Origin of the sequence: Dechloromonas sp. ZY10, assembly GCF_041378895.1 — a bacterium.
GTDB lineage: Bacteria > Pseudomonadota > Gammaproteobacteria > Burkholderiales > Rhodocyclaceae > Azonexus > Azonexus aquae.
On sequence record NZ_CP144212.1, the window covers coordinates 1,738,778 to 1,756,615 of the forward strand.

Here is a 17,838-nt window from a genome sequence, read left to right on the forward strand (position 1 = left end):
AGCTGATAGTTGAAGTTATTTATTTTGTTTTTCAGGGGCTGTATTGGAGTACCCGTAGCCGTTGGCTTGCACCTGCCCGGGTAGCTTCTGCGATGATAGCCAGGACCTGTTTGGAGTCAGTGCCCTATTTAGAAAAGCGGTAGTTCCTGTTGTCCTACCGGAGCCGACTCCCCTGCTCCAGCCGCCTCCAGGCCGCCGACGCGGACCCCGAGCAGACGCAGCCGACGGTCGAGGGCAACGCGTTTCAGGCATTCACCGGCCGCTTTGCGGATTCGCCCGGGGTCATCGACGGCCAGCGGCATGGTCAGGTCGCGGGTTGCGGTGCGGAAGTCGGCATAGCGCAGCTTGATGCCAATCGTCCGGCCACGATAGCCTTTGCGTTGCAGGTCGGCGGCAACGCGCTGGCAGAGGTCGGTAAAGATTTCCGATAGTTGTGCCCGGTCGGCACGCACGTCGAGATCGCGCTCAAAGGTGGTTTCGCGGCTGATCGACTTGGGTTCGCTGGCCAGTTCCAGCGGCCTGTCGTCGATGCCATGCGCCGCACGGTGCAGCCAGCGCCCGGTTTGCAGGCCAAAATGGGCGATCAGGGCATCCGGCGGCTGGGCCGCCAGTTGGCCGATGGTCTCAATGCCCAGCGTGGCGAGGCGTTCGCCGGTTTTGGGGCCGATGCCGTTGATCCGACGAACCGGCAAGGGCCAGATCCGGGTCGGCAGATCGTCGATACTGAGCAAGGTGACCCCGTCTGGTTTGTCGAGGTCGGAGCAGATTTTGGCCAGCAGCTTGTTTGGCGCGATGCCAATCGAACAACTCAGCCCGGTGGCTTGGTGCGCGGCTGCCTTGATCGTTTCAGCCAGCGGCCGCGAGGCTTGCGGTAGCTGGCTGAGGTCGATGTAGATTTCGTCAATCCCGCGATCTTCGATCAGCGGTGCGATTTCTGCGACAGCAGCCTTGAAGCGCCGGGAATATTCGCGATACGCGGCGAAGTTGGCCGGTAGCAGGATCGCATCCGGCGCCAGTTGGGCCGCCTTCATCAGTCCGATCCCGGAATGTACCCCCAGCTTGCGGGCTTCGTAAGTCGCCGTGGTTGCTACGCCTCGGCCGCGATAGTCGCGCAAACGGGCAAAGCCATCGCTGCCGCCAGTCGGTACGTTCCGCCCGCCGACCACGACCGGCTGCCCGCGCAACCCAGGATAATGCAGCAACTCGACCGAAGCGAAGAAGGCATCCATGTCGAGGTGGGCAATACGACGATAGCTGTTCATAAATACAGTATATCGCTTTTGCGCTAGAATGTTGCCGGTTTTCCCTTCCCCTTTTTCTTGCCGCAGGATCGCTGGCCGCGTGTCTGACAAACCCTGGTTCCTCTATTTGATCGAATGCCGTGACGGTAGTATTTATACCGGTATCACGGTTGATGTGGCGGCCCGTTACGCTGCGCATTGTGCCGGGAAAGGGGCGCGCTACACTCGTTCGCATCCACCGCAACAACTCCTGGCCTGGGCTGTTCATGGCGACCGCGCGGCAGCTGCCCGCGAGGAGTTCCGGGTCAAGCAGTTGAGTCCAGGCGAAAAGCGGCGCTATGCAGCAGTACTCGGACTGCCGACAATGCCTCCCGGGCCTGTGGCGGGGAGTGACTGATGGTAACTCGCACGGTCCTGTTCCGGCGTCTCTGGCTGGCGGGAGCGCTGCTTTTGGCGGCCTGGCCGTTGCTCGCCGCCGACCCTTGCGGCGAATTGCCCAAGCCCAGTGTTGACTTGCAACGACTGGACGAAGCGGTCAAGCAGGACGATCGCTATAGCTACCGTACCCTGACCAGCCTGGCCGGAGAACGGACTCGTCCGAACCAGACCGTACTCGGCCTGACACGGGGCAAGGTAGTGGCGCGGATTGCGTTGCGGGCACCGCGCCTGGTCGACCCCAGCGGCCGCTGGGAATGCCTGAGCCCGCAATTGCAGGTGAGTTTTGGCTATGCGCCGCTGACAGTGCACGTTGCCAGTGAATTTCCACCCGGCAGTTGCGCCTATCAGGAAATTTTGGCGCATGAGCAGAAGCACGTCGAGGCTTATCGCCAGCATGCCGTTGCAATCGAGCAGGAGCTGGCGGCCACCTTTGCCGCCCGCTTTACTGCCGATCCGCAGCCGTGGCGCGGAGCGGCCGGACAAGTGGGCGAACGTCTGCAAAAGGAACTTGACGAACGCTGGCTGCCCTTCATTCAGCGTCGGCTGGCGGCGGTTGAGGTGGCGCAAGCGGCGGTTGATGCCCCCGAGGAATATGAGCGGGTCAGTCAGTCATGCGATGGCGAAATCAGGAAGCGGCTGCAGGCCCCGGCCGCTCGGGGCGGAGCCAGACCGGCGCGGCCCTAGGCTGCCGTGGCAGTCAGCCGGCTGCGGATTGCCGCAGCCAGTCGAGCCGGGTCTTCGGCACCGACCACGGCAAGTTGCCGGTCGAGAATGAAGGTTGGCACGCTATTGACTCCGGCCAGGCGGAATTCGCGCTCGCTGGCTCGCAACTCGGCAATCCCCACGGTCGACGCGAGAAAATCGCAAATTTCCTCGCGTGGGTAGCCCAGCTCGCCGGCAAGATCGAGCAAGACCTCGGGGTCGCCGACGTTCTTCCCTTCGACGAATTGCGCGGCAAACAGGCGCTCGACCAGCGGCCGGGCATCCTCCCCGGCGGCCTGAACCCGACCAATCAAGCGGTGGGCAGCCAGGGTGTTGGCGCGGACCGCGATTTTTTCGAATTCGTACACCAGGCCATACACCGCGCCAGCCATACGGACCTGGGCAAAAATCGCCTCGACGCGCTCGCGGCTGCCAAACTTGTCGATCAGGAAAGGCAAGTAGGGTTCGCCGGCCGGCGGCGTATCCGGATTGAGGAAAAACGGCCGCCACAAAATGCGGCAAGCAAAGTCGGGAAACTCCTGGCGAATTTCGGCCAGCGCGGCATCGAGCCGGCGTGTGCCGATATAACACCAGGGACAGACGATGTCGGAAACAATTTCCAGGGTCAGCATGGCAGGCTCGGTCGGCGGAAGTCCTTAGCGGACCTCCAGGTCGACTGAACGACTGAAGCGGCCGCCAGCCTGGCGCAACACGTCGACGATGTCGGTATTGCCGCCGCGCAAGGCCAGGTCGGCAGCGGTATCGCCGGCCTCGGTGGTCAGCGCCACGTCGGCGCCGTTGGCAAGCAGCAGCTTGACCACCGGCAAGTGCCCGTTGCGGGCGGCGACGATCAGCGGGGTCATGCCGTTTTCGGCGGCAGCGTTAATATTCGCCCCGGCCTTGAGCAGCAGGCGGGCGATCTCCAGGTGGCCGGCGAAAGCGGCGTAGGCCAGCGGCGTCCAGCCCGGATTGTTCGGTGTCGCGCCGGCAGCCAGCAGCAATTCGACCACCTTTTGATGGCCGCGGAAAGCCGCCAGGCGCAAGGCGCTGTCGCCATCCGAATTGCGGGCATTGAGCTTGGCGCGCTGCTGGATCAGGATGTCGACGACCCCGGCGTGGCCATCGCGGGCGGCGAGCATCAACAGCGTGTTGCCGTCGATGTCGGTGGTGTCGACCGAAGCGCCGCGTGCGGTCAGGTTGGCGATTTCCTGAGCATCGCCCATCTTGGCGGCAGTAATCAGGTCGTCGTAAGTCGCAGCCTGGACGAAAAGCGGCAGGCTCAGCGCGATAACTACGGTCAACAGGCGTTTGGGGCTCATATCAGGCTCATTCAGCAGGGCGACGGGCGTGGGAGAAAAGTGTGAAGAAATTGTCGGTACTGGCGGCGATCACCTCGGCGACCGGTAGTTCACGCAGGCGGGCGATTTCTTCGGCGACGTAGCGGACATAGGCCGGTTCGTTCGGCTTGCCGCGATAGGGAACCGGCGCCAGGTACGGCGCGTCGGTCTCGACCAGCAGCCGGTCGAGCGGGCAACGGCTGGCAACCTCCTTGACGATGGTCGCGTTCTTGAAAGTGACGATGCCCGAAAACGACAGGTAAAAGCCGAGATCGAGCGCGCTGCGTGCAATTTCCCAGTTTTCGGTAAAGCAGTGCATCACCCCGCCAACCGCCTCGGCACCCTCCTCGCGCAACACCCGCAAGGTATCGTCCGCCGATTCGCGGGTATGCACCACCAACGGCTTGCCGCAGGCGCGGGCGGCTCGGATATGGGTGCGAAAGCGCTCGCGCTGCCATTCCGGCTGGTCCTTCTGCCAGTAGTAATCGAGGCCGGTTTCACCGATGGCGATCACCTTGGGATGGTCGGCCAAGGCCAGCAGACGGGCAAGGTCGGGCTCTTCGACATCGGTGTATTCGGGATGCACGCCAACGGTGGCGTACAGACGCTGATCCTGCTCGGCCAGTGCCAGCACCCGGGGGAAATCTTCGAGATTGACACCAATGCAAACGGCGGCGCCGACACCGTTTTCCTGCATCCGCTGCAGAACCTCCGGCAGGCGTTGGGCAAGGTCGGGAAAATCAAGGTGGCAATGTGAATCGACAATCATCTTTCAATCCGTACCGGGTCTGTCACCAGGCTAAAGAAGCGGCCAAGCACTCGGCTTGGCAAGGTCGTGGCTGTCGTTGAATGTTGCCAAAGACCTGTTAACTTCGATTTTTACATTAAAAACACAGTTTAACTATTTGTTTTTGCTTATTTCTACGGTCGACCGTGGAAATTCGAGAAAAGCAGCTTCCTGCCCGACTACAGGGTATGGGTCGGGCGCGAGGAACCGAGTACGCCGCCAAGCAAACCCTCAATCTTGCGCCGTGCATCCTGACCGCTCTCATCCTTGTTGAAATGGATGCCGACGCCTTGCGCCCGGCCGTTCTGGGCACCGCCCGGCGTCAGCCAGACGACGGTACCGGCGATCGGCAGCTTGGTCGGATCATCCATCAGCGACAGCAGCATGAATACTTCGTCGCCCAATTTGTACGGGCGGGTGGTCGGGATGAAAATTCCGCCATGCTTGAGATGCGGCATGAAGGCGGCGTAGAGGGCCGAACGCGAGTTGATGTTCAGCGACAGCACGCTGGGGCGGGCGGCAGGTTTGGTTTCGCTCATGGCAATCGACAGGGGCTCGGAACGGGACTCGGCTAACGCGGGACGAACAGCGCACGATATTCGACGAACAGGCTTTCCAGGAACAGGCGTGCGTTCAGCGGTTGTTCGGCCTCCTGGCGCCGGCTATTCAGCGCGCGGTAGGCCTGGATCAGCCGCACATCGGGAATCATAGCAGCGAGGTTGCGGATTGCCGCCTGTTGCGGCAGAAAATAGCGAACCGGCAGGTCGTTGGCAGCCAGCGTCAGGTCGATCAGCCATTTTTGCAGCGCCTCGACGATCTGCTTGAGCAAGAGTTTGCCCTTGGCATCCTTGATCGCCTTGTCAAACTCGCCGGCGGCGGCCAGTGGATCGAGCTCCCGGGCATTGCTCAAACGCCGGCACAGCTGGTCCAGCCAGGCTCCCTGCCCTGATGCCGCCAGTTCGCTGGCCAACAGCGGCGCGCCGCCGGCCAAGGCCAGCCAGCGCTCGGCCTCGGCCAGCCCGGCTTCGCTCAGCAGGCGCTCAGCCAGGGCGCTCGAAGGCAGCGGCACCGGAATTGCCTGGCAGCGACTGCGGATCGTCGGCAAGAGCCGGTTTGGTTCGCTTGAAACCATTAAAAACAATGTACTTGGCGCCGGTTCTTCAAGTGTTTTAAGAAGCGCGTTCGCGGAGTTGCGATTCATCGCCTCGGTCGGATGGACGAGGACGACGCGCAGGCCGCCGCGATGGGTGCCAACATTCAGAAATTCGTCGAGGCCGCGAATCTGCTCGATGGTGATCTGCTGGCTCGGCTTCTTTTTGCTTTCCTTGTTGTCGTCAGCCTCGCCTTCTTCGGCCAGTGCTTCCGGTTGCAAGAGGCGGAAGTCGGGGTGATTGCCCTGTGCAAACCAATTGCAAGCCAGGCACTGCCCGCAAGCGCGCCCGTCGGCTTGCGGCTTTTCGCAAAGCAGGCTGGCGGCAAAATGGCGGGCCAGGGCAAATTTTCCAATGCCGCGCTGACCGACCAGTAGCAGCGCATGGGGTAGCTTTTCGCGCCGTCCCTGAAGGCCTTTCCAGACTTTTTGATGAAGCTCTATTTCATTCATTTTCAGATACTTGAAACAATTTGTTCAAGTTCTTTACGAATCGCTTCAATGACCCGATCCGAGTTGATGACATGCATCCGCTCAGGGTGCAGCCGAGCCCGTTCGAGATAGGCGAGGCGGACCCGCTGATGGAATTCGGCGCGTTCCTGCTCGAAGCGGTCGAGATGGCGGTTGGCCAGCGCAATGCGCTCGCGGGCAACCTCCAGCGGCAGATCGAAAACCAGCGTCAGGTCGGGCTGGCGATGCCCATGTACCCACTGCTCCAGAACCTGGAGTTTGTGCCGGTCGAGACCGCGCCCGCCACCCTGGTAAGCATAGGTGGCGTCGCTGAAACGGTCGCAGATGACCCATTCGCCAGCGGCCAGTGCAGGCTCGATCAGTTTCGCCAGGTGTTCGCGGCGGGCTGCAAACATCAGCAGGGTTTCGGTTTCCAGGTGCATTTCTTCGTTCAGCAGCAAGCCCCGCAGCTTTTCGCCCAGTTCGGTGCCCCCCGGTTCACGGGTAACGCGTACGCTCAGGCCACGGCTGCGCAGCCAGTCGGCCAGCCAGTCGACGTGGCTGCTCTTGCCGGCACCGTCGATGCCTTCAAAGGTGATGAACTTGCCTGGCAGCGTGGGATTCGGCGCCTCCGGGAATTTCATGGTCGTTTTCCTCTCTGGTAGCGGTTAACCGCGCGATTGTGTTCTTCCAGGGTCCGTGAGAACTCGCTGCTGCCATCGCCGCGGGCGACAAAATACAAGGCATCGCTGCTGGCCGGATGCAGTGCGGCACGCAGCGAAGCCAGGCCCGGCATCGCAATCGGCGTCGGCGGCAAGCCAGCGCGGGTGTAGGTGTTGTAAGGGGTATCGGTCAGCAAGTCGTCCTTGCGCAGGTTGCCGTCGAAACGCTCGCCCAGCCCGTAGATCACGCTTGGATCGGTCTGCAGCCGCATCCCCAGGCGCAGGCGATTGACGAAAACGGCGGCGACCAGGCTCCGGTCGGCTTCGCGGCCGGTTTCCTTTTCGACGATCGAGGCCATGACCAGTGCCTCCTGTGGCGAACGGTACGGCAGGTTGGTGGCCCGTACCGCCCATTCGGCATCGAGCCGCTGCTGCTGCGCACGCCGGGCGCGGGCCAGCAGCTCAAGGTCGGAGGAATGCTTGTCGAACAGATAGGTATCGGGGAACAGCCAGCCATCGAGGCGCTCGCCCGGCAAGCCGAGGCGACGGGCCAACTCGGCCTCGGGCAGACCAGCGCTGTCGTGGCTCAGGTCGGGGTGAGCATCGAGCCGCTGCCGCCACTGGCGGAAGGTCCAGCCTTCGATCAGCACCAATTCGCCCTGGGTGACCTTGCCGCGCACCAGCTTGTCGAGCAATTGCAGCGGCGTGGTACCGGCGTTCAGCGAATAGCTGCCGGCCTTGATTCCGGTTTCCGCGCCCTGCAGCCGGGCCAGCGCCAGCAACGGCCAGGTCGGAACAGCGACGCCGGCCGCCTGCATCTGGCCAATCGCAGCGCGCAGGCTGCTACCTGCCGGAATCCGGAAATCGACCGGGGTCTGCCGCAACTGCAAGGGTGTTTGCAGCCACCACCAGGCCGCACCGCCAGCCAGCGCGACCAGTAGCAGCAGGAATAAAAACAGGCGAACGAAGAATCGAAACAGGGAAAACACGGGAACTCGCGACGGGCGGACCGGTCTGCCTCAGCCCGGAGGGCAGCAACACCGGAAACGGACAAAGGGCTGAGCCCAAGGCCGGCCCCCAAGGGACGATATAATAAGCGATGAACCCGCCCGTGGTCCCGGCCGGCTGCACGCAGTAGCGGATTTCTGCCGCTGCGGCACCCTTCCACGGTCAACCTTTCCTGACAGGAGTTTTCATGAATCCGAACTGGCGCAGTTTTCTCGAATCGGCCGAGGGCGAATTTTCTGCCGATGCCGCCGAACTGATCAGCTTTGGCGACCCTGCCGGCGAACTGCAGGCCGCCGCCGGCCAGACCGTCCTGGTCCCGCTGACGCATCTGGCGCAACTGGAGGCCCACGGCGACGATGCCAAGAGTTTCCTGCACAACCAGTTCACCAGCGACATCAATCACCTGCCTGCGGCGCACGCCCAGCATGCCGGCTGGTGTTCGGCCAAGGGGCGGATGCAGGCCAGCTTCCTGGTCTGGCAAAACGCCGACGCTTATCGCCTGCTGCTATCGGCCGATCTGGTCGAATTCACCCTCAAGCGCTTGCCGATGTTCATCCTGCGCTCCAAGGTCAAGCTGACCGCCTGCGCCGAGCGCGTCATGCTCGGTCTGGCCGGTCCGCAAGCCGGTGAGGCATTGGCTGATGCCGGTCTGCCCTGCCCGGCCGAGGATCTTGGGCTGGCGCTGGCAGGCGAGCACGAAGTGGTGCGCCTTGAAGCCGGGCGCTACCTGATCGCAACCCCGGTCAGCGCCCTTCCCGACCTGTGGCAGAAGCTCAGCGTCAAGGCCCGCCCGGCCGGCGTGCCGGTGTGGCGCTGGCTCGACGTACGTGCGGCTTTCCCACTGGTGACGCTGGCGACCAAGGAAGAATTCGTGCCACAGATGGCCGATTTCGAAAAAATTGGCGGCGTCAGCTTCCACAAGGGCTGCTATCCGGGCCAGGAAATCGTCGCCCGTACCCAGTACCTGGGCAAGGTCAAGCGCCACCTGTTCCGGGTCAGTTGCGCGGCTGAGTTCAAGGCCGGCGATGTACTGCATTCACCCGGCAACCCGGATCAGTCGGTGGGCCTGATCATGACCGCCGCCGCAGCCCCGGAGGGCGGTTTTGCCGGGCTGGCGGTGATTCAGTCCAGTCATGCCGGCGATGTGCATCTGGGCGCGCTCGACGGTCCGCTGCTGCAGGCGGTTGCAGTCAATCCCTGATCAAGAGCGCGCAGGCGGCAAACGATGTGCCTGATCGTGATCGGCTGGCGGGTACACCCCGACTATCCGCTGGTTGTTGCCGCCAACCGCGACGAGTTTTACGCGCGCCCGACCGCCGCCGCTACGCACTGGCCGGAATCACCGCAGGTGATTGCCGGCCGCGACCTGGAGGCCGGCGGTACCTGGCTCGGGATCACCGAGCGCGGGCGCTTTGCCGCCGTCACCAATGTCCGCGAACCCGGCCAGCCGCCTGGTCGCTACAGCCGGGGGCAATTGACCCGCGACTTTCTCTGCGGCGAGCAGGCGGCCCTGCCCTATTTGCAGGCTCTGGCCGGCGCCGACTACGCCGGCTTCAACCTGCTGGTCGCCGACGGCGAGCAACTCGCCTATTTTTCCAATCGCGGTGGTTCGCCACAAACCCTGGACCCCGGCGTTTATGGCCTGTCCAACCGCCTGCTTGACAGTCCTTGGCCCAAGCTGCTCAAGGCCCGCGAGCGGTTTGCCGCTGCTCTGCCGCAATTGCCGGACGAGCAGGTATTTGTCTCTCTGCTGGCCGACGATGAAATCGTTCCCGACCATGAACTGCCGCAAACCGGCGTTTCGCTGGAATGGGAGCGCCGCCTGTCGGCGATTTTCGTGCGTTCGGAAAATTACGGCACGCGCGCGTCGACCGTAGTCTGGCAGCGGGCCGACGGCATCGTGCAACTACACGAACAAAGCTACGGCCCGCACGGGGCCGCGCTTCAGTCCTCGCTGATTTCGACCAGCGTGTAACAGGGGACCTGCGCGAACAGTTCGACCAAGTCGGCGTTGCGCATGCGAATGCAGCCGTGCGAGCCGGGGCGGCCCATCTCGGCGCTGTCCGGGCTGCCGTGGATGTAGATATAGCGGCGCATGGTGTCGCAATCGCCGCCCCGGTTGAATCCCGGTTCGCAGCCGGAAAGCCACAGGATGCGGGTCAGGATCCAGTCGCGACCGGGATGGGCAGCAGCCAGTTCGGGCGTCCAGATTTCGCCGGTCGGCCGGCGGCGGACAAACACCGTATTTTCTGGCTGGCCGTCGCCGATCTTGGCGCGGATCAGGTGCCGGCCGCGCGGCGTGCGATAACTGCCCGGCACCTCGCCGACGCCGGCCGTTGCGGTCGACACCGAATATTCGCGTAAAACCCGGCCATCATCGGCAAGCAGGGTCAGCATCTGCCGGGCAACCGAAACCATGATCCTCATGCGCCAGTCTCCAGACGGGTCCGTTTTTGTTCCTCCTTGGCGGCGCGGCGGCGAGCGGCAAAAAAATCGGACAGCAGCCGGCCGCACTCCTCGGCGAGCACGCCACCTTCGACCTGGGTGTGGTGATTCAGCCGTTCGACCCCGAACAGGTCGACCACGCTGCCATGCACCCCGGTCTTGGCGTCGCGCGCGCCATAGACGACGCGGGCGATACGCGCATGCATGATCGCACCGGCACACATCGCACAGGGCTCCAGGGTGACGAACAGCTCGCAGCCGGGCAGCCGGTAATTACCGAGATTGCGCGCCGCATCGCGCAAAGCCGCAATTTCGGCATGCGCGGTCGGATCGTGTTCGCCAATCGGCGAATTGAAACCGCGCCCGACAATCTGCCCGTCCTTGACCACCACCGCGCCGACCGGCACTTCGCCGAGGCAGCCGGCGGCTTCTGCCAGCGACATGGCCTCGCGCATGAAAAATGCGTCATCAAGAACAGTCAGGATCAGGTCGGTCATCGGTTGTGGCAATCGGGTGGTCGGCAAACAGATCGCCTGCGCGGCGCCTGATCAAGGAATGGATCGGGCCGGTGGCGGGGCGCTATCTTAACCGAACTCATCACCGGCATCGGAGCTTGCCACCCTTCGGTTTCCTCGAAGCTTGCCTGCGGAAAAAGCCAATCCGACCAAAGTTATACTCGGGGCATGCCACCGGCTGTGCCGGCCAATCCGAGCCTGACCTGCAATGAGCTTTCCTTTTTCCGACCTGCTGACGCTATGTACAGCCATCGCTTTTGCGGCTTTGGGCGGCGAAGCCTTTGTTCGCGCCGTCGTCGGCGCGGCGAGCGCCTGGCGGATTCCCTCGGCAATTGCGGCAACGACGCTGGCCGCCTTTGCCACCTCCAGTCCCGAATTCACCGTTTCAAGCATCGCGGCGCTTGAAGGGGCGCCGCAAATCGGCCTTGGCGATGCTTTGGGCAGCAATGTGCTCAATCTCGCCCTGATTTTTGCTCTGGCCCTGCTGTTCGGCCCGATCCAGGCCGAACGTCGAGCCTTTGCCGGCGATTTCGCACTGGCACTGGCAATTCCGGCGCTGACCGGGCTGTTGCTGCTTGATGGGCAACTCGGACGGGGCGACGCCTTGCTTCTGCTTGCGCTGTTTGCCGGCTGGATACTGCACAAGCTGCGCCAGGCCCGGCGCGAACGAGCGCGCAGTGAAGCCCGCAGCGACAACGAGGCTCACAGCCAGCCTGTGGCGGGCTGGACTTGGTACGGCCTTGGTGGCTTGGCGCTGCTGGTGGCGGCCGGCCATCTGTTCGTCGGCAGCGCCAGCAACCTGGCGGCCACCTGGGGAATCAACAGTTACATCATCGGTGCGCTGATTGTTGCCTTCGGCACCTCGCTGCCGGAACTGGCCACCGTGCTGCTGGCGCGCTGGCGGGGCCACGACGATATCGGCGTCGGCACCCTGCTCGGCAGCAATTTGTTCAACGGCCTGTGCATCGTCGGCGTGGCCGCCGGCCTGCATCCGATCACTATTGCCGCCGCCAGCGTGCTGCCGGCCCTGTTCCTCGGCATGCTCTCGGTCGCCCTGCTGTGGCCCGCCGCCAACGGTTGGCTGCAACGCTGGCGGGCATTGCCGCTGCTGGCGATCTATTGCCTGTTCATCCTCTTCACCCTTGCCGGATAAAGCCATGCCCTCCCCGACATCTCCTTCTTTTCCCCAACCCGCCTGGCACGCGCAGGACAGCACCGAGGTGCTGGCGCAACTGACGGTCAGCCCCGAATCCGGCTTGAGCCCGGCGGAGATCGCGCAAAGGCTGGCGCGGCATGGCGAAAACCGCCTCGCCGAACGGCCACCGCGCCCGGCCTGGCTGAAATTCCTCGACCAGTTCCGCAGCCTGCTGGTGCTGATCCTGCTTGGCGCCGGCCTGCTCGCCGGCGCGGTCGGCGAGGTCAAGGATGCGGTGGTGATCGTGCTGGTGGTACTGCTCAACGCCTCGCTCGGCTTTTTTCAGGAACACCGGGCGGAGAATGCGCTCGCCGCCTTGCGCAACATGCTCGCACCGGTAGCGCGGGTGCGCCGTGGCGGCGAGGTGCAGCAAGTTGAGGCCGCGCAACTGGTGCCCGGCGACATTCTGCTGCTGGAAGCCGGCGACCGGATTCCCGCTGATGCGCGGGTGCTCGGCGCGCACGCCGCCGAAGTCGCCGAAGCGGCACTGACCGGCGAATCGCATGCGGTCGCCAAAACTCCGGCGGCCGTGGCTGCCGACGCGGTGCTGGCCGAGCGCAGCAACCTGCTCTTCATGAATACCGTGGTGACCCGTGGCCGTCTTGAGGCGGTGGTGGTGGCGACCGGGATGCAGACCGAGATGGGGCGGCTGGCCGGCTTGCTGGCCGAAACCGCCGAATCGGCAACGCCGCTGCAGCAACAACTCGATGCCTTGGGCAAAAAGCTGGCCCTGATCGCCAGCGGCGTCGTCGGCCTGATGTTCGTCGCCGGCCTGTGGCGCGGCGACGATCTGGTGCACACCGCGATGACCGCGATTGCGCTGGCGGTGGCGGCGATTCCGGAAGGCCTGCCGGCGGTGGTCACGGTCACCCTGGCGCTGGGCATGCACCGGATGGCCAAGCGCAACGCGATTGTCAAAAAGCTCGCCGCCGTCGAAACCCTGGGCTGCACCACGGTGATCTGCTCCGACAAGACCGGCACCCTGACCCTCAACCAGATGACCGCCAAGACGCTCTACTGTGCCGGTCAGCGCTATCAGGTCAGTGGCGACGGCTATACCGGCAGCGGCGACATTCGTTGCAGCGAAGGCACTGCCCTGCCCGCCAGCCAATTGGCGCAAGCCCTGCTGTCCGCCGCCCTGTGCGCCGATGCGCGGATTCGCGATGGCGAACTGATCGGCGACCCGACCGAAGGCGCCCTGCTGGCGCTGGCGGCCAAAGCCGGGCTCGACCCCTTGCGGCTCAACGAAGCAACGCCACGCATTGCCGAGATTCCCTTCGATTCGGCGCACAAGTTCATGGCCACCTTCCACCACGATGGCGACCAGGTCCGGGTCTGGCTCAAGGGTGCGCCCGACGTGGTCCTCGCCCGCTGCAGCCAGGTGCTCGGCCCGCACGGCAAGGTTCCGCTCGATGCCGCCGCTGCAGCCCTACTCCGCGACGAAAACGAACGCCTGGCCGGGGCGGCGATGCGGGTGCTGGCGCTGGCCGGGCGCAGCATCCCGGCGGCCGAGTTCGACCCGGCAGCACCGCCCGAAACCATGCTGCGCTGGGCCGAGGGGTTGACGCTGAGCGCTCTGGTCGGAATCATCGACCCGCCGCGCAGCGAGGCGCGCGAGGCCATCGCCGTCTGTGCCGCCGCCGGCGTCCGGGTCAAGATGATTACCGGCGATCATCCGGTCACCGCCGCCGCGATTGCCCGCGAACTCGGGCTGGTTGGCGAAACCCACGCCGGCCGCGAACTCGACGGCCTGAGCCCGGCCGCAGTCGCGGCGCTGGTCGAGCGCAGCGCGGTCTTTGCCCGCGTCGCGCCGGAACACAAGATGCGCATTGTCGAGGCATTGCAGGCGCAGGGGCAGGTCGTGGCGATGACCGGCGACGGGGTCAACGACGCGCCGGCGCTGAAAACCGCCGACATCGGCGTGGCGATGGGAATCACCGGCACCGAAGTGACCAAGGAAGCGGCGACCCTGGTGCTGACTGACGACAATTTCGCCTCCATCGTCCGCGCCGTCGAGGAAGGCCGCACCATCTACGAAAACATCGTCAAATTCGTCCGCTTCCAGCTATCGACCAACATCGGCGCCATCCTCACCGTACTCGGCGCGCCCTTCCTCGGGCTGGCCACGCCGTTCACCGCGATCCAGATCTTGTGGGTGAATATCATCATGGACGGCCCGCCGGCCATGACCCTCGGCGTCGAACCGGCGCGGCCCGGCATCATGCACGAAGCCCCGCGCGCCGGCGGCAGCGCCATCCTGTCCACCGGCCGCCTGGCGCGGGTCGCGCTGTACGGGCTGACCATGGCCGTCGGCACCCTCGGCCTCTACACCTGGGGCCTGCAACACGCCGGCGCCGCCACGGCCACCACGCTGGCCTTCACCGTCTTCGTGCTGTTCCAGTTCTTCAACATCTTCAACGCCCGCGCCGAACACGGCAGCGCCTTCAACCGCCAGTTCTTCAGCAACGGCAAGCTGTGGCTGGCGCTGTTCGCGGTCGTCGCGCTGCAAGTCGTTGCCGTGCATTGGGGGCCGGCACAAGCCATCTTCGACACCGTCGACCTCGACGCCGCCGAATGGGGGCTGTGCATCGCGGTGGCCTCAACCACCCTGCTGTTCGAAGAAGCCCGCAAGCTGGCGCTGCGCTTGCTGGGGCGCTGAGAGGGCGCTCAGAAAAGCGGCTTGCCACGGTCGACGCTGAAAATCAGCGTTTTTGCGGGTCGACCGTGGCGGGTGGCCAATGCGGTTGCCAAGGCGCACGCCGGACTACGGTATCCGCTAGCAGCACTCCTGTGATTGCCTCCAGCCCTGCTGCCGCTCAGGCCGGCGTTTTCTCCGCGCCATCGGTCACCGCTTCGTCGCGGGTGTAGCGGTCGAGGTAGAGGTAGATCACTGGCGTCAGGTAGAGGGTCAGCACTTGCGACAGCAGCAGCCCGCCGACGACGGCGAGGCCGAGCGGTTGGCGGACTTCCGCACCGGCGCCGATGCCCAGGGCAATTGGCAGGGTGCCGACCAGCGCTGCCATGGTGGTCATCATGATCGGGCGGAAGCGGATCACGCTGGCCTGGTAGATCGCGGTATAGGCGTCGGCGCCGTCCTTGCGGCGTTTTTCCAGCGCGAAGTCGATCATCATGATCGCGTTCTTCTTGACGATGCCGATCAGCAGGATCACCCCGACGAAGGCGTAGAGACTGAGGTCGACCTTGAACACCAGCAGCGTGATCAGCGCCCCGAGGCCGGCCGAAGGCAGGCCGGAGAGGATGGTCAGCGGGTGGATGAAGCTCTCGTAGAGAATCCCGAGCACCAGATAGACGACCAGCACAGCGACCAGCAGCAGCACGCCAAGGCCTTGCAGCGAGGACTGGAAGGCCTGCGCCGTGCCTTGCAGGCTGGTGGCGAGCGAGGCCGGGACGCTGATTTCGGACTCCAGGGCCTTGATCCGGTCGACCGCGTCGCCGAGCGAAACGCCGGGCAGCAGGTTGAACGAGATGGTGACCGAAGGCAGCTGGCCCTGGTGGTTGACCGTCAACGCCTGTGTTTTTTTGGTGAAGCGAGCCACCGTGTCGAGCGGGATCAGCTTGCCGCCGCGTACGTAAAGCCGCGACAGGGCTTGCGGGTCGGCCTGGTATTCCGGCGCGACTTCGAGGATTACCTGGTATTGCGCCGTACTGCCGTAGATGGTCGATACCTGGCGGGCGCTGAAGGCGCTCTGCAAGGCATCCTCAACCTGGCCGAAACTGAGGCCGAGCGCTGCCAGCTTGTCGCGGTCGACCTCGACGCCGACCACCGGACTGAGGTTATTGAGGTTGTTGGCGACATCGACAAAACCGGGCAGCTGGCGGATTTTCTGGGTCAGCGTTCCGGTCCATTGGTAGAGCTCGTCGAGGTCGGTGCTTTGTAGCGTGTATTGGTATTGCGCGGCGGTGACCTGGCCGCCGATGCGGATCACCGGCGGGTTCTGCATGTAGACCTTGATTCCCGGCACCTGCGCCAGCTTGGGGCGCAGCCGCTGGATGATCTGGTCCGGCGTCGAACTGCGTTCGCTGCGCGGCTTGAGAATCATGAACACGGTGCCGGTATTGGCCGTCGGGCGGATACCGCCGGCACCGACCGCCGACATGAAGGAGGCAATATCCGGGTCCTGCGCGACGATTTCGGCAACCATTCGCTGGTGCTGCACCATCGAGGCGAATGAGGCATCCTGCGCCCCTTCGGTAAAGGCGATGATCTGGCCGGAGTCACCGCTGGGCAGGAAGTCCTTGGGTACCAGGGTGAACAACCAGATGCTCAGGCCGATGGTGGCGAAAAAGCTGGCCAGCACGCTGCGCTTGTGCGCCAGCGACCAGCGCAGGGTTTTTTCGTAAGCCGCCAGCAGCGTGGCAAAAAAACGCTCGAAGAGCATGAAGACGCGGCCGTGTGCGTCCGGCTCGGCGTGCCGCACATAGCGGCTGCACAGCATCGGCGTCAGGGTCAGCGAAACGAAGCCGGAGACCAGAATTGCAACGCAGATGGTGACCGCAAATTCGTTCAACAGCCGGCCGACGATGCCCTGCATGAATAGCACCGGGATGAACACCGCGATCAGCGACAGGGTCATCGAGATGATCGTGAAGCCGATCTCCCCTGCCCCCTTGATCGCGGCCTGGAATGGCGTTTCGCCAGCTTCGACGTGGCGGATGATGTTTTCCAGCATCACGATGGCGTCGTCGACAACGAAGCCGACCGAGAGCGTCAGCGCCAGCAGCGACAGGTTGTCTAGGCTGTAGCCGAGCAGATGCATCACGGCGAAGGTGCCGACCACCGACAGCGGCAGCGCCAGGCTGGGGATTACCGTCGCCGACAGGTTGCGCAGGAAGAGCAGGATCACCATGATCACCAGGAAACCCGAGAGCACCAGGGTGAATTGCACGTCCTCGATGGCATCGCGGATCGAGTGGCTGCGGTCGAACAGGATTTTCATCGTCAGCGCCGCCGGCAGCTTGGCCTGGAAGGCGGGCAGCACGTTCTTGATCGCGTCGACGGTTTCGATGGTGTTGGCGCCGGGTTGGCGCTGGATGGCGAGCACGATGGCGCGCTTATCGACGTTCCAGCTGGCGATGCGGATGTTTTCAACGCTGTCGATCGGCGTTGCGACGTCTTCCAGGCGCACCGGTGCGCCGTTCCGCCAGCTGACGATCAGCGGCCGGTAGGCGGCGGCGTTGCTGAGCTGGCCGTTATCCTTGAGGGCGAAAGTCTGGCGGCTGCCGTCGAGCTGGCCGACCGGCTGGTTGACGTTGCCCTGGGCGATTGCCTGCTGCAATTCGTCGAGACCGATACCGCGCGCCGCCAGCTGGTCGGGGTTGGCCTGGACGCGGACCGCGTACTTCTGCGAGCCGTAAATCTGCACCTGGGCGACCCCGGGGATGGTCGACAGGCGTTGTGCCAGCTGGGTCTCGGCGTATTCATGCACCAGCGACAGCGGCAAGGTCTCGGACGACATCGCGATGTAGAAAATCGGCGAGTCAGCCGGGTTGACCTTGCGGAACGACGGTGGCGTCGGCATGTTCGGCGGCAACTTGCGCAAGGCCGCCGAAATCGCCGACTGCACATCCTGCGCCGCCGCGTCGATGTCGCGGCTCAAGGCGAATTGCAGCGTGATCGTGGTCGAACCCTGGGCACTGGTCGAGTTCATCGACTCCAGCCCGGCAATCGTCGAAAACTGGCCTTCCAGAGGTGTCGCCACAGCGGCGGCCATGGTTTCCGGCGAAGCCCCGGGCAGGCTGGCCGAAACCGAAATGGTGGGAAAGTCGACCGCCGGCAGTTCGGAAACCGGCAAGGCTCGGTAGCCAAGAATGCCGAAGACCAGGATCGCGGCCATCAGCAGCGTCGTCATCACCGGACGACGTATGCACAACTCGGGCAGATTCATCG

Annotated in this window: 17 protein-coding genes; 6 read left to right on the plus strand and 11 right to left on the minus strand. The window is 64.2% G+C overall.

Annotated features, from left to right (window positions below; translation table 11 throughout):
• Nucleotides 1–128 precede the first annotated feature (128 nt).
• Nucleotides 129–1,262, minus strand: coding sequence for a DNA polymerase IV (gene dinB, locus VX159_RS07965; protein ID WP_371325440.1), 1,134 nt, complete (start codon nucleotides 1,260–1,262; stop codon nucleotides 129–131).
• A gap of 79 nt (nucleotides 1,263–1,341) precedes the next feature.
• Between dinB and VX159_RS07970 the strand changes: the two genes are divergently transcribed.
• Nucleotides 1,342–1,638, plus strand: coding sequence for a GIY-YIG nuclease family protein (locus VX159_RS07970; protein ID WP_371325441.1), 297 nt, complete (start codon nucleotides 1,342–1,344; stop codon nucleotides 1,636–1,638).
• Complete coding sequence (locus VX159_RS07975; RefSeq protein WP_371325442.1) at nucleotides 1,638–2,363, plus strand: hypothetical protein; 726 nt, start codon at nucleotides 1,638–1,640, stop codon at nucleotides 2,361–2,363. Before VX159_RS07970 ends, VX159_RS07975 begins: the two co-directional genes overlap by 1 nt.
• Here VX159_RS07975 and VX159_RS07980 read toward each other — a convergent pair.
• The 7 genes from VX159_RS07980 to mltG all read right to left on the minus strand — a co-directional run bounded on the left by VX159_RS07980 (nucleotide 2,360) and on the right by mltG (nucleotide 7,747).
• Nucleotides 2,360–3,013 (minus strand): DsbA family oxidoreductase, encoded by a 654-nt coding sequence (locus VX159_RS07980; RefSeq protein ID WP_371325443.1) that lies wholly within the window; start codon nucleotides 3,011–3,013, stop codon nucleotides 2,360–2,362. The genes VX159_RS07975 and VX159_RS07980 overlap by 4 nt on opposite strands.
• 24 nt (nucleotides 3,014–3,037) lie before the next feature.
• Entirely contained in the window at nucleotides 3,038–3,700 is a 663-nt protein-coding gene (locus VX159_RS07985) for an ankyrin repeat domain-containing protein (RefSeq protein ID WP_371325444.1), read from the minus strand.
• 7 nt (nucleotides 3,701–3,707) lie between these two features.
• Nucleotides 3,708–4,487: a TatD family hydrolase gene (locus VX159_RS07990; RefSeq protein WP_371325445.1), complete on the minus strand. Its 780-nt coding sequence runs from the start codon at nucleotides 4,485–4,487 to the stop codon at nucleotides 3,708–3,710.
• Between the two features lie 197 nt (nucleotides 4,488–4,684).
• Complete coding sequence (locus VX159_RS07995) at nucleotides 4,685–5,044, minus strand: PilZ domain-containing protein (RefSeq protein WP_371325446.1); 360 nt, start codon at nucleotides 5,042–5,044, stop codon at nucleotides 4,685–4,687.
• Nucleotides 5,045–5,076: 32 nt separating this feature from the next.
• Nucleotides 5,077–6,108: a DNA polymerase III subunit delta' gene (gene holB, locus VX159_RS08000; protein WP_371325447.1), complete on the minus strand. Its 1,032-nt coding sequence runs from the start codon at nucleotides 6,106–6,108 to the stop codon at nucleotides 5,077–5,079.
• Between the two features lie 2 nt (nucleotides 6,109–6,110).
• Nucleotides 6,111–6,749, minus strand: coding sequence for a dTMP kinase (gene tmk, locus VX159_RS08005; protein ID WP_371325448.1), 639 nt, complete (start codon nucleotides 6,747–6,749; stop codon nucleotides 6,111–6,113).
• Nucleotides 6,746–7,747, minus strand: a complete 1,002-nt coding sequence (gene mltG, locus VX159_RS08010) for an endolytic transglycosylase MltG (protein ID WP_371325503.1) — start codon at nucleotides 7,745–7,747, stop codon at nucleotides 6,746–6,748. The genes tmk and mltG overlap by 4 nt, the downstream gene beginning before the upstream one ends.
• A gap of 215 nt (nucleotides 7,748–7,962) precedes the next feature.
• On the opposite strand from mltG, the gene VX159_RS08015 reads away from it, so the two are divergent.
• Together VX159_RS08015 and VX159_RS08020 are read left to right on the plus strand one after the other, a co-directional pair.
• The gene (locus VX159_RS08015) at nucleotides 7,963–8,976 is read left to right on the plus strand and encodes a folate-binding protein YgfZ (protein ID WP_371325449.1); all 1,014 of its coding nucleotides are present in this window, start codon (nucleotides 7,963–7,965) and stop codon (nucleotides 8,974–8,976) included.
• 24 nt (nucleotides 8,977–9,000) lie between these two features.
• Complete coding sequence (locus VX159_RS08020) at nucleotides 9,001–9,750, plus strand: NRDE family protein (RefSeq protein ID WP_371325450.1); 750 nt, start codon at nucleotides 9,001–9,003, stop codon at nucleotides 9,748–9,750.
• Here VX159_RS08020 and VX159_RS08025 read toward each other — a convergent pair.
• The gene (locus VX159_RS08025) at nucleotides 9,720–10,202 is read right to left on the minus strand and encodes a L,D-transpeptidase family protein (RefSeq protein ID WP_371325451.1); all 483 of its coding nucleotides are present in this window, start codon (nucleotides 10,200–10,202) and stop codon (nucleotides 9,720–9,722) included. The two genes, VX159_RS08020 and VX159_RS08025, sit on opposite strands and share 31 nt — an antisense overlap.
• Nucleotides 10,199–10,717 (minus strand): tRNA adenosine(34) deaminase TadA, encoded by a 519-nt coding sequence (gene tadA / locus VX159_RS08030; protein ID WP_371325452.1) that lies wholly within the window; start codon nucleotides 10,715–10,717, stop codon nucleotides 10,199–10,201. Before tadA ends, VX159_RS08025 begins: the two co-directional genes overlap by 4 nt.
• Before the next feature lie 226 nt (nucleotides 10,718–10,943).
• Here tadA and VX159_RS08035 point away from each other — a divergent pair, with 226 nt between their 5' ends.
• Together VX159_RS08035 and VX159_RS08040 are read left to right on the plus strand one after the other, a co-directional pair.
• The gene (locus tag VX159_RS08035; protein WP_371325453.1) at nucleotides 10,944–11,888 is read left to right on the plus strand and encodes a sodium:calcium antiporter; all 945 of its coding nucleotides are present in this window, start codon (nucleotides 10,944–10,946) and stop codon (nucleotides 11,886–11,888) included.
• 4 nt (nucleotides 11,889–11,892) lie between these two features.
• Nucleotides 11,893–14,589: a cation-translocating P-type ATPase gene (locus VX159_RS08040; protein ID WP_371325454.1), complete on the plus strand. Its 2,697-nt coding sequence runs from the start codon at nucleotides 11,893–11,895 to the stop codon at nucleotides 14,587–14,589.
• 157 nt (nucleotides 14,590–14,746) lie between these two features.
• Here the strand turns inward: VX159_RS08040 and VX159_RS08045 are convergent, their stop codons facing one another.
• Nucleotides 14,747–17,836, minus strand: a complete 3,090-nt coding sequence (locus VX159_RS08045) for an efflux RND transporter permease subunit (RefSeq protein ID WP_371325455.1) — start codon at nucleotides 17,834–17,836, stop codon at nucleotides 14,747–14,749.
• Nucleotides 17,837–17,838: the final 2 nt, after the last annotated feature.

Excerpts from the sequence above, each read along its gene's own strand:
- dinB (WP_371325440.1), bottom strand. The coding sequence starts at position 1,262 with ATGAACAGCTATCGTCGTATTGCCCACCTCGACATGGATGCCTTCTTC.
- VX159_RS07975 (WP_371325442.1), top strand. The coding sequence starts at position 1,638 with ATGGTAACTCGCACGGTCCTGTTCCGGCGTCTCTGGCTGGCGGGAGCG.
- VX159_RS07980 (WP_371325443.1), bottom strand. The coding sequence starts at position 3,013 with ATGCTGACCCTGGAAATTGTTTCCGACATCGTCTGTCCCTGGTGTTAT.
- VX159_RS07985 (WP_371325444.1), bottom strand. The coding sequence starts at position 3,700 with ATGAGCCCCAAACGCCTGTTGACCGTAGTTATCGCGCTGAGCCTGCCG.
- VX159_RS07990 (WP_371325445.1), bottom strand. The coding sequence starts at position 4,487 with ATGATTGTCGATTCACATTGCCACCTTGATTTTCCCGACCTTGCCCAA.
- VX159_RS07995 (WP_371325446.1), bottom strand. The coding sequence starts at position 5,044 with ATGAGCGAAACCAAACCTGCCGCCCGCCCCAGCGTGCTGTCGCTGAAC.
- holB (WP_371325447.1), bottom strand. The coding sequence starts at position 6,108 with ATGAATGAAATAGAGCTTCATCAAAAAGTCTGGAAAGGCCTTCAGGGA.
- tmk (WP_371325448.1), bottom strand. The coding sequence starts at position 6,749 with ATGAAATTCCCGGAGGCGCCGAATCCCACGCTGCCAGGCAAGTTCATC.
- VX159_RS08015 (WP_371325449.1), top strand. The coding sequence starts at position 7,963 with ATGAATCCGAACTGGCGCAGTTTTCTCGAATCGGCCGAGGGCGAATTT.
- VX159_RS08020 (WP_371325450.1), top strand. The coding sequence starts at position 9,001 with ATGTGCCTGATCGTGATCGGCTGGCGGGTACACCCCGACTATCCGCTG.
- VX159_RS08025 (WP_371325451.1), bottom strand. The coding sequence starts at position 10,202 with ATGAGGATCATGGTTTCGGTTGCCCGGCAGATGCTGACCCTGCTTGCC.
- tadA (WP_371325452.1), bottom strand. The coding sequence starts at position 10,717 with ATGACCGACCTGATCCTGACTGTTCTTGATGACGCATTTTTCATGCGC.
- VX159_RS08035 (WP_371325453.1), top strand. The coding sequence starts at position 10,944 with ATGAGCTTTCCTTTTTCCGACCTGCTGACGCTATGTACAGCCATCGCT.
- VX159_RS08040 (WP_371325454.1), top strand. The coding sequence starts at position 11,893 with ATGCCCTCCCCGACATCTCCTTCTTTTCCCCAACCCGCCTGGCACGCG.
- VX159_RS08045 (WP_371325455.1), bottom strand. The coding sequence starts at position 17,836 with ATGAATCTGCCCGAGTTGTGCATACGTCGTCCGGTGATGACGACGCTG.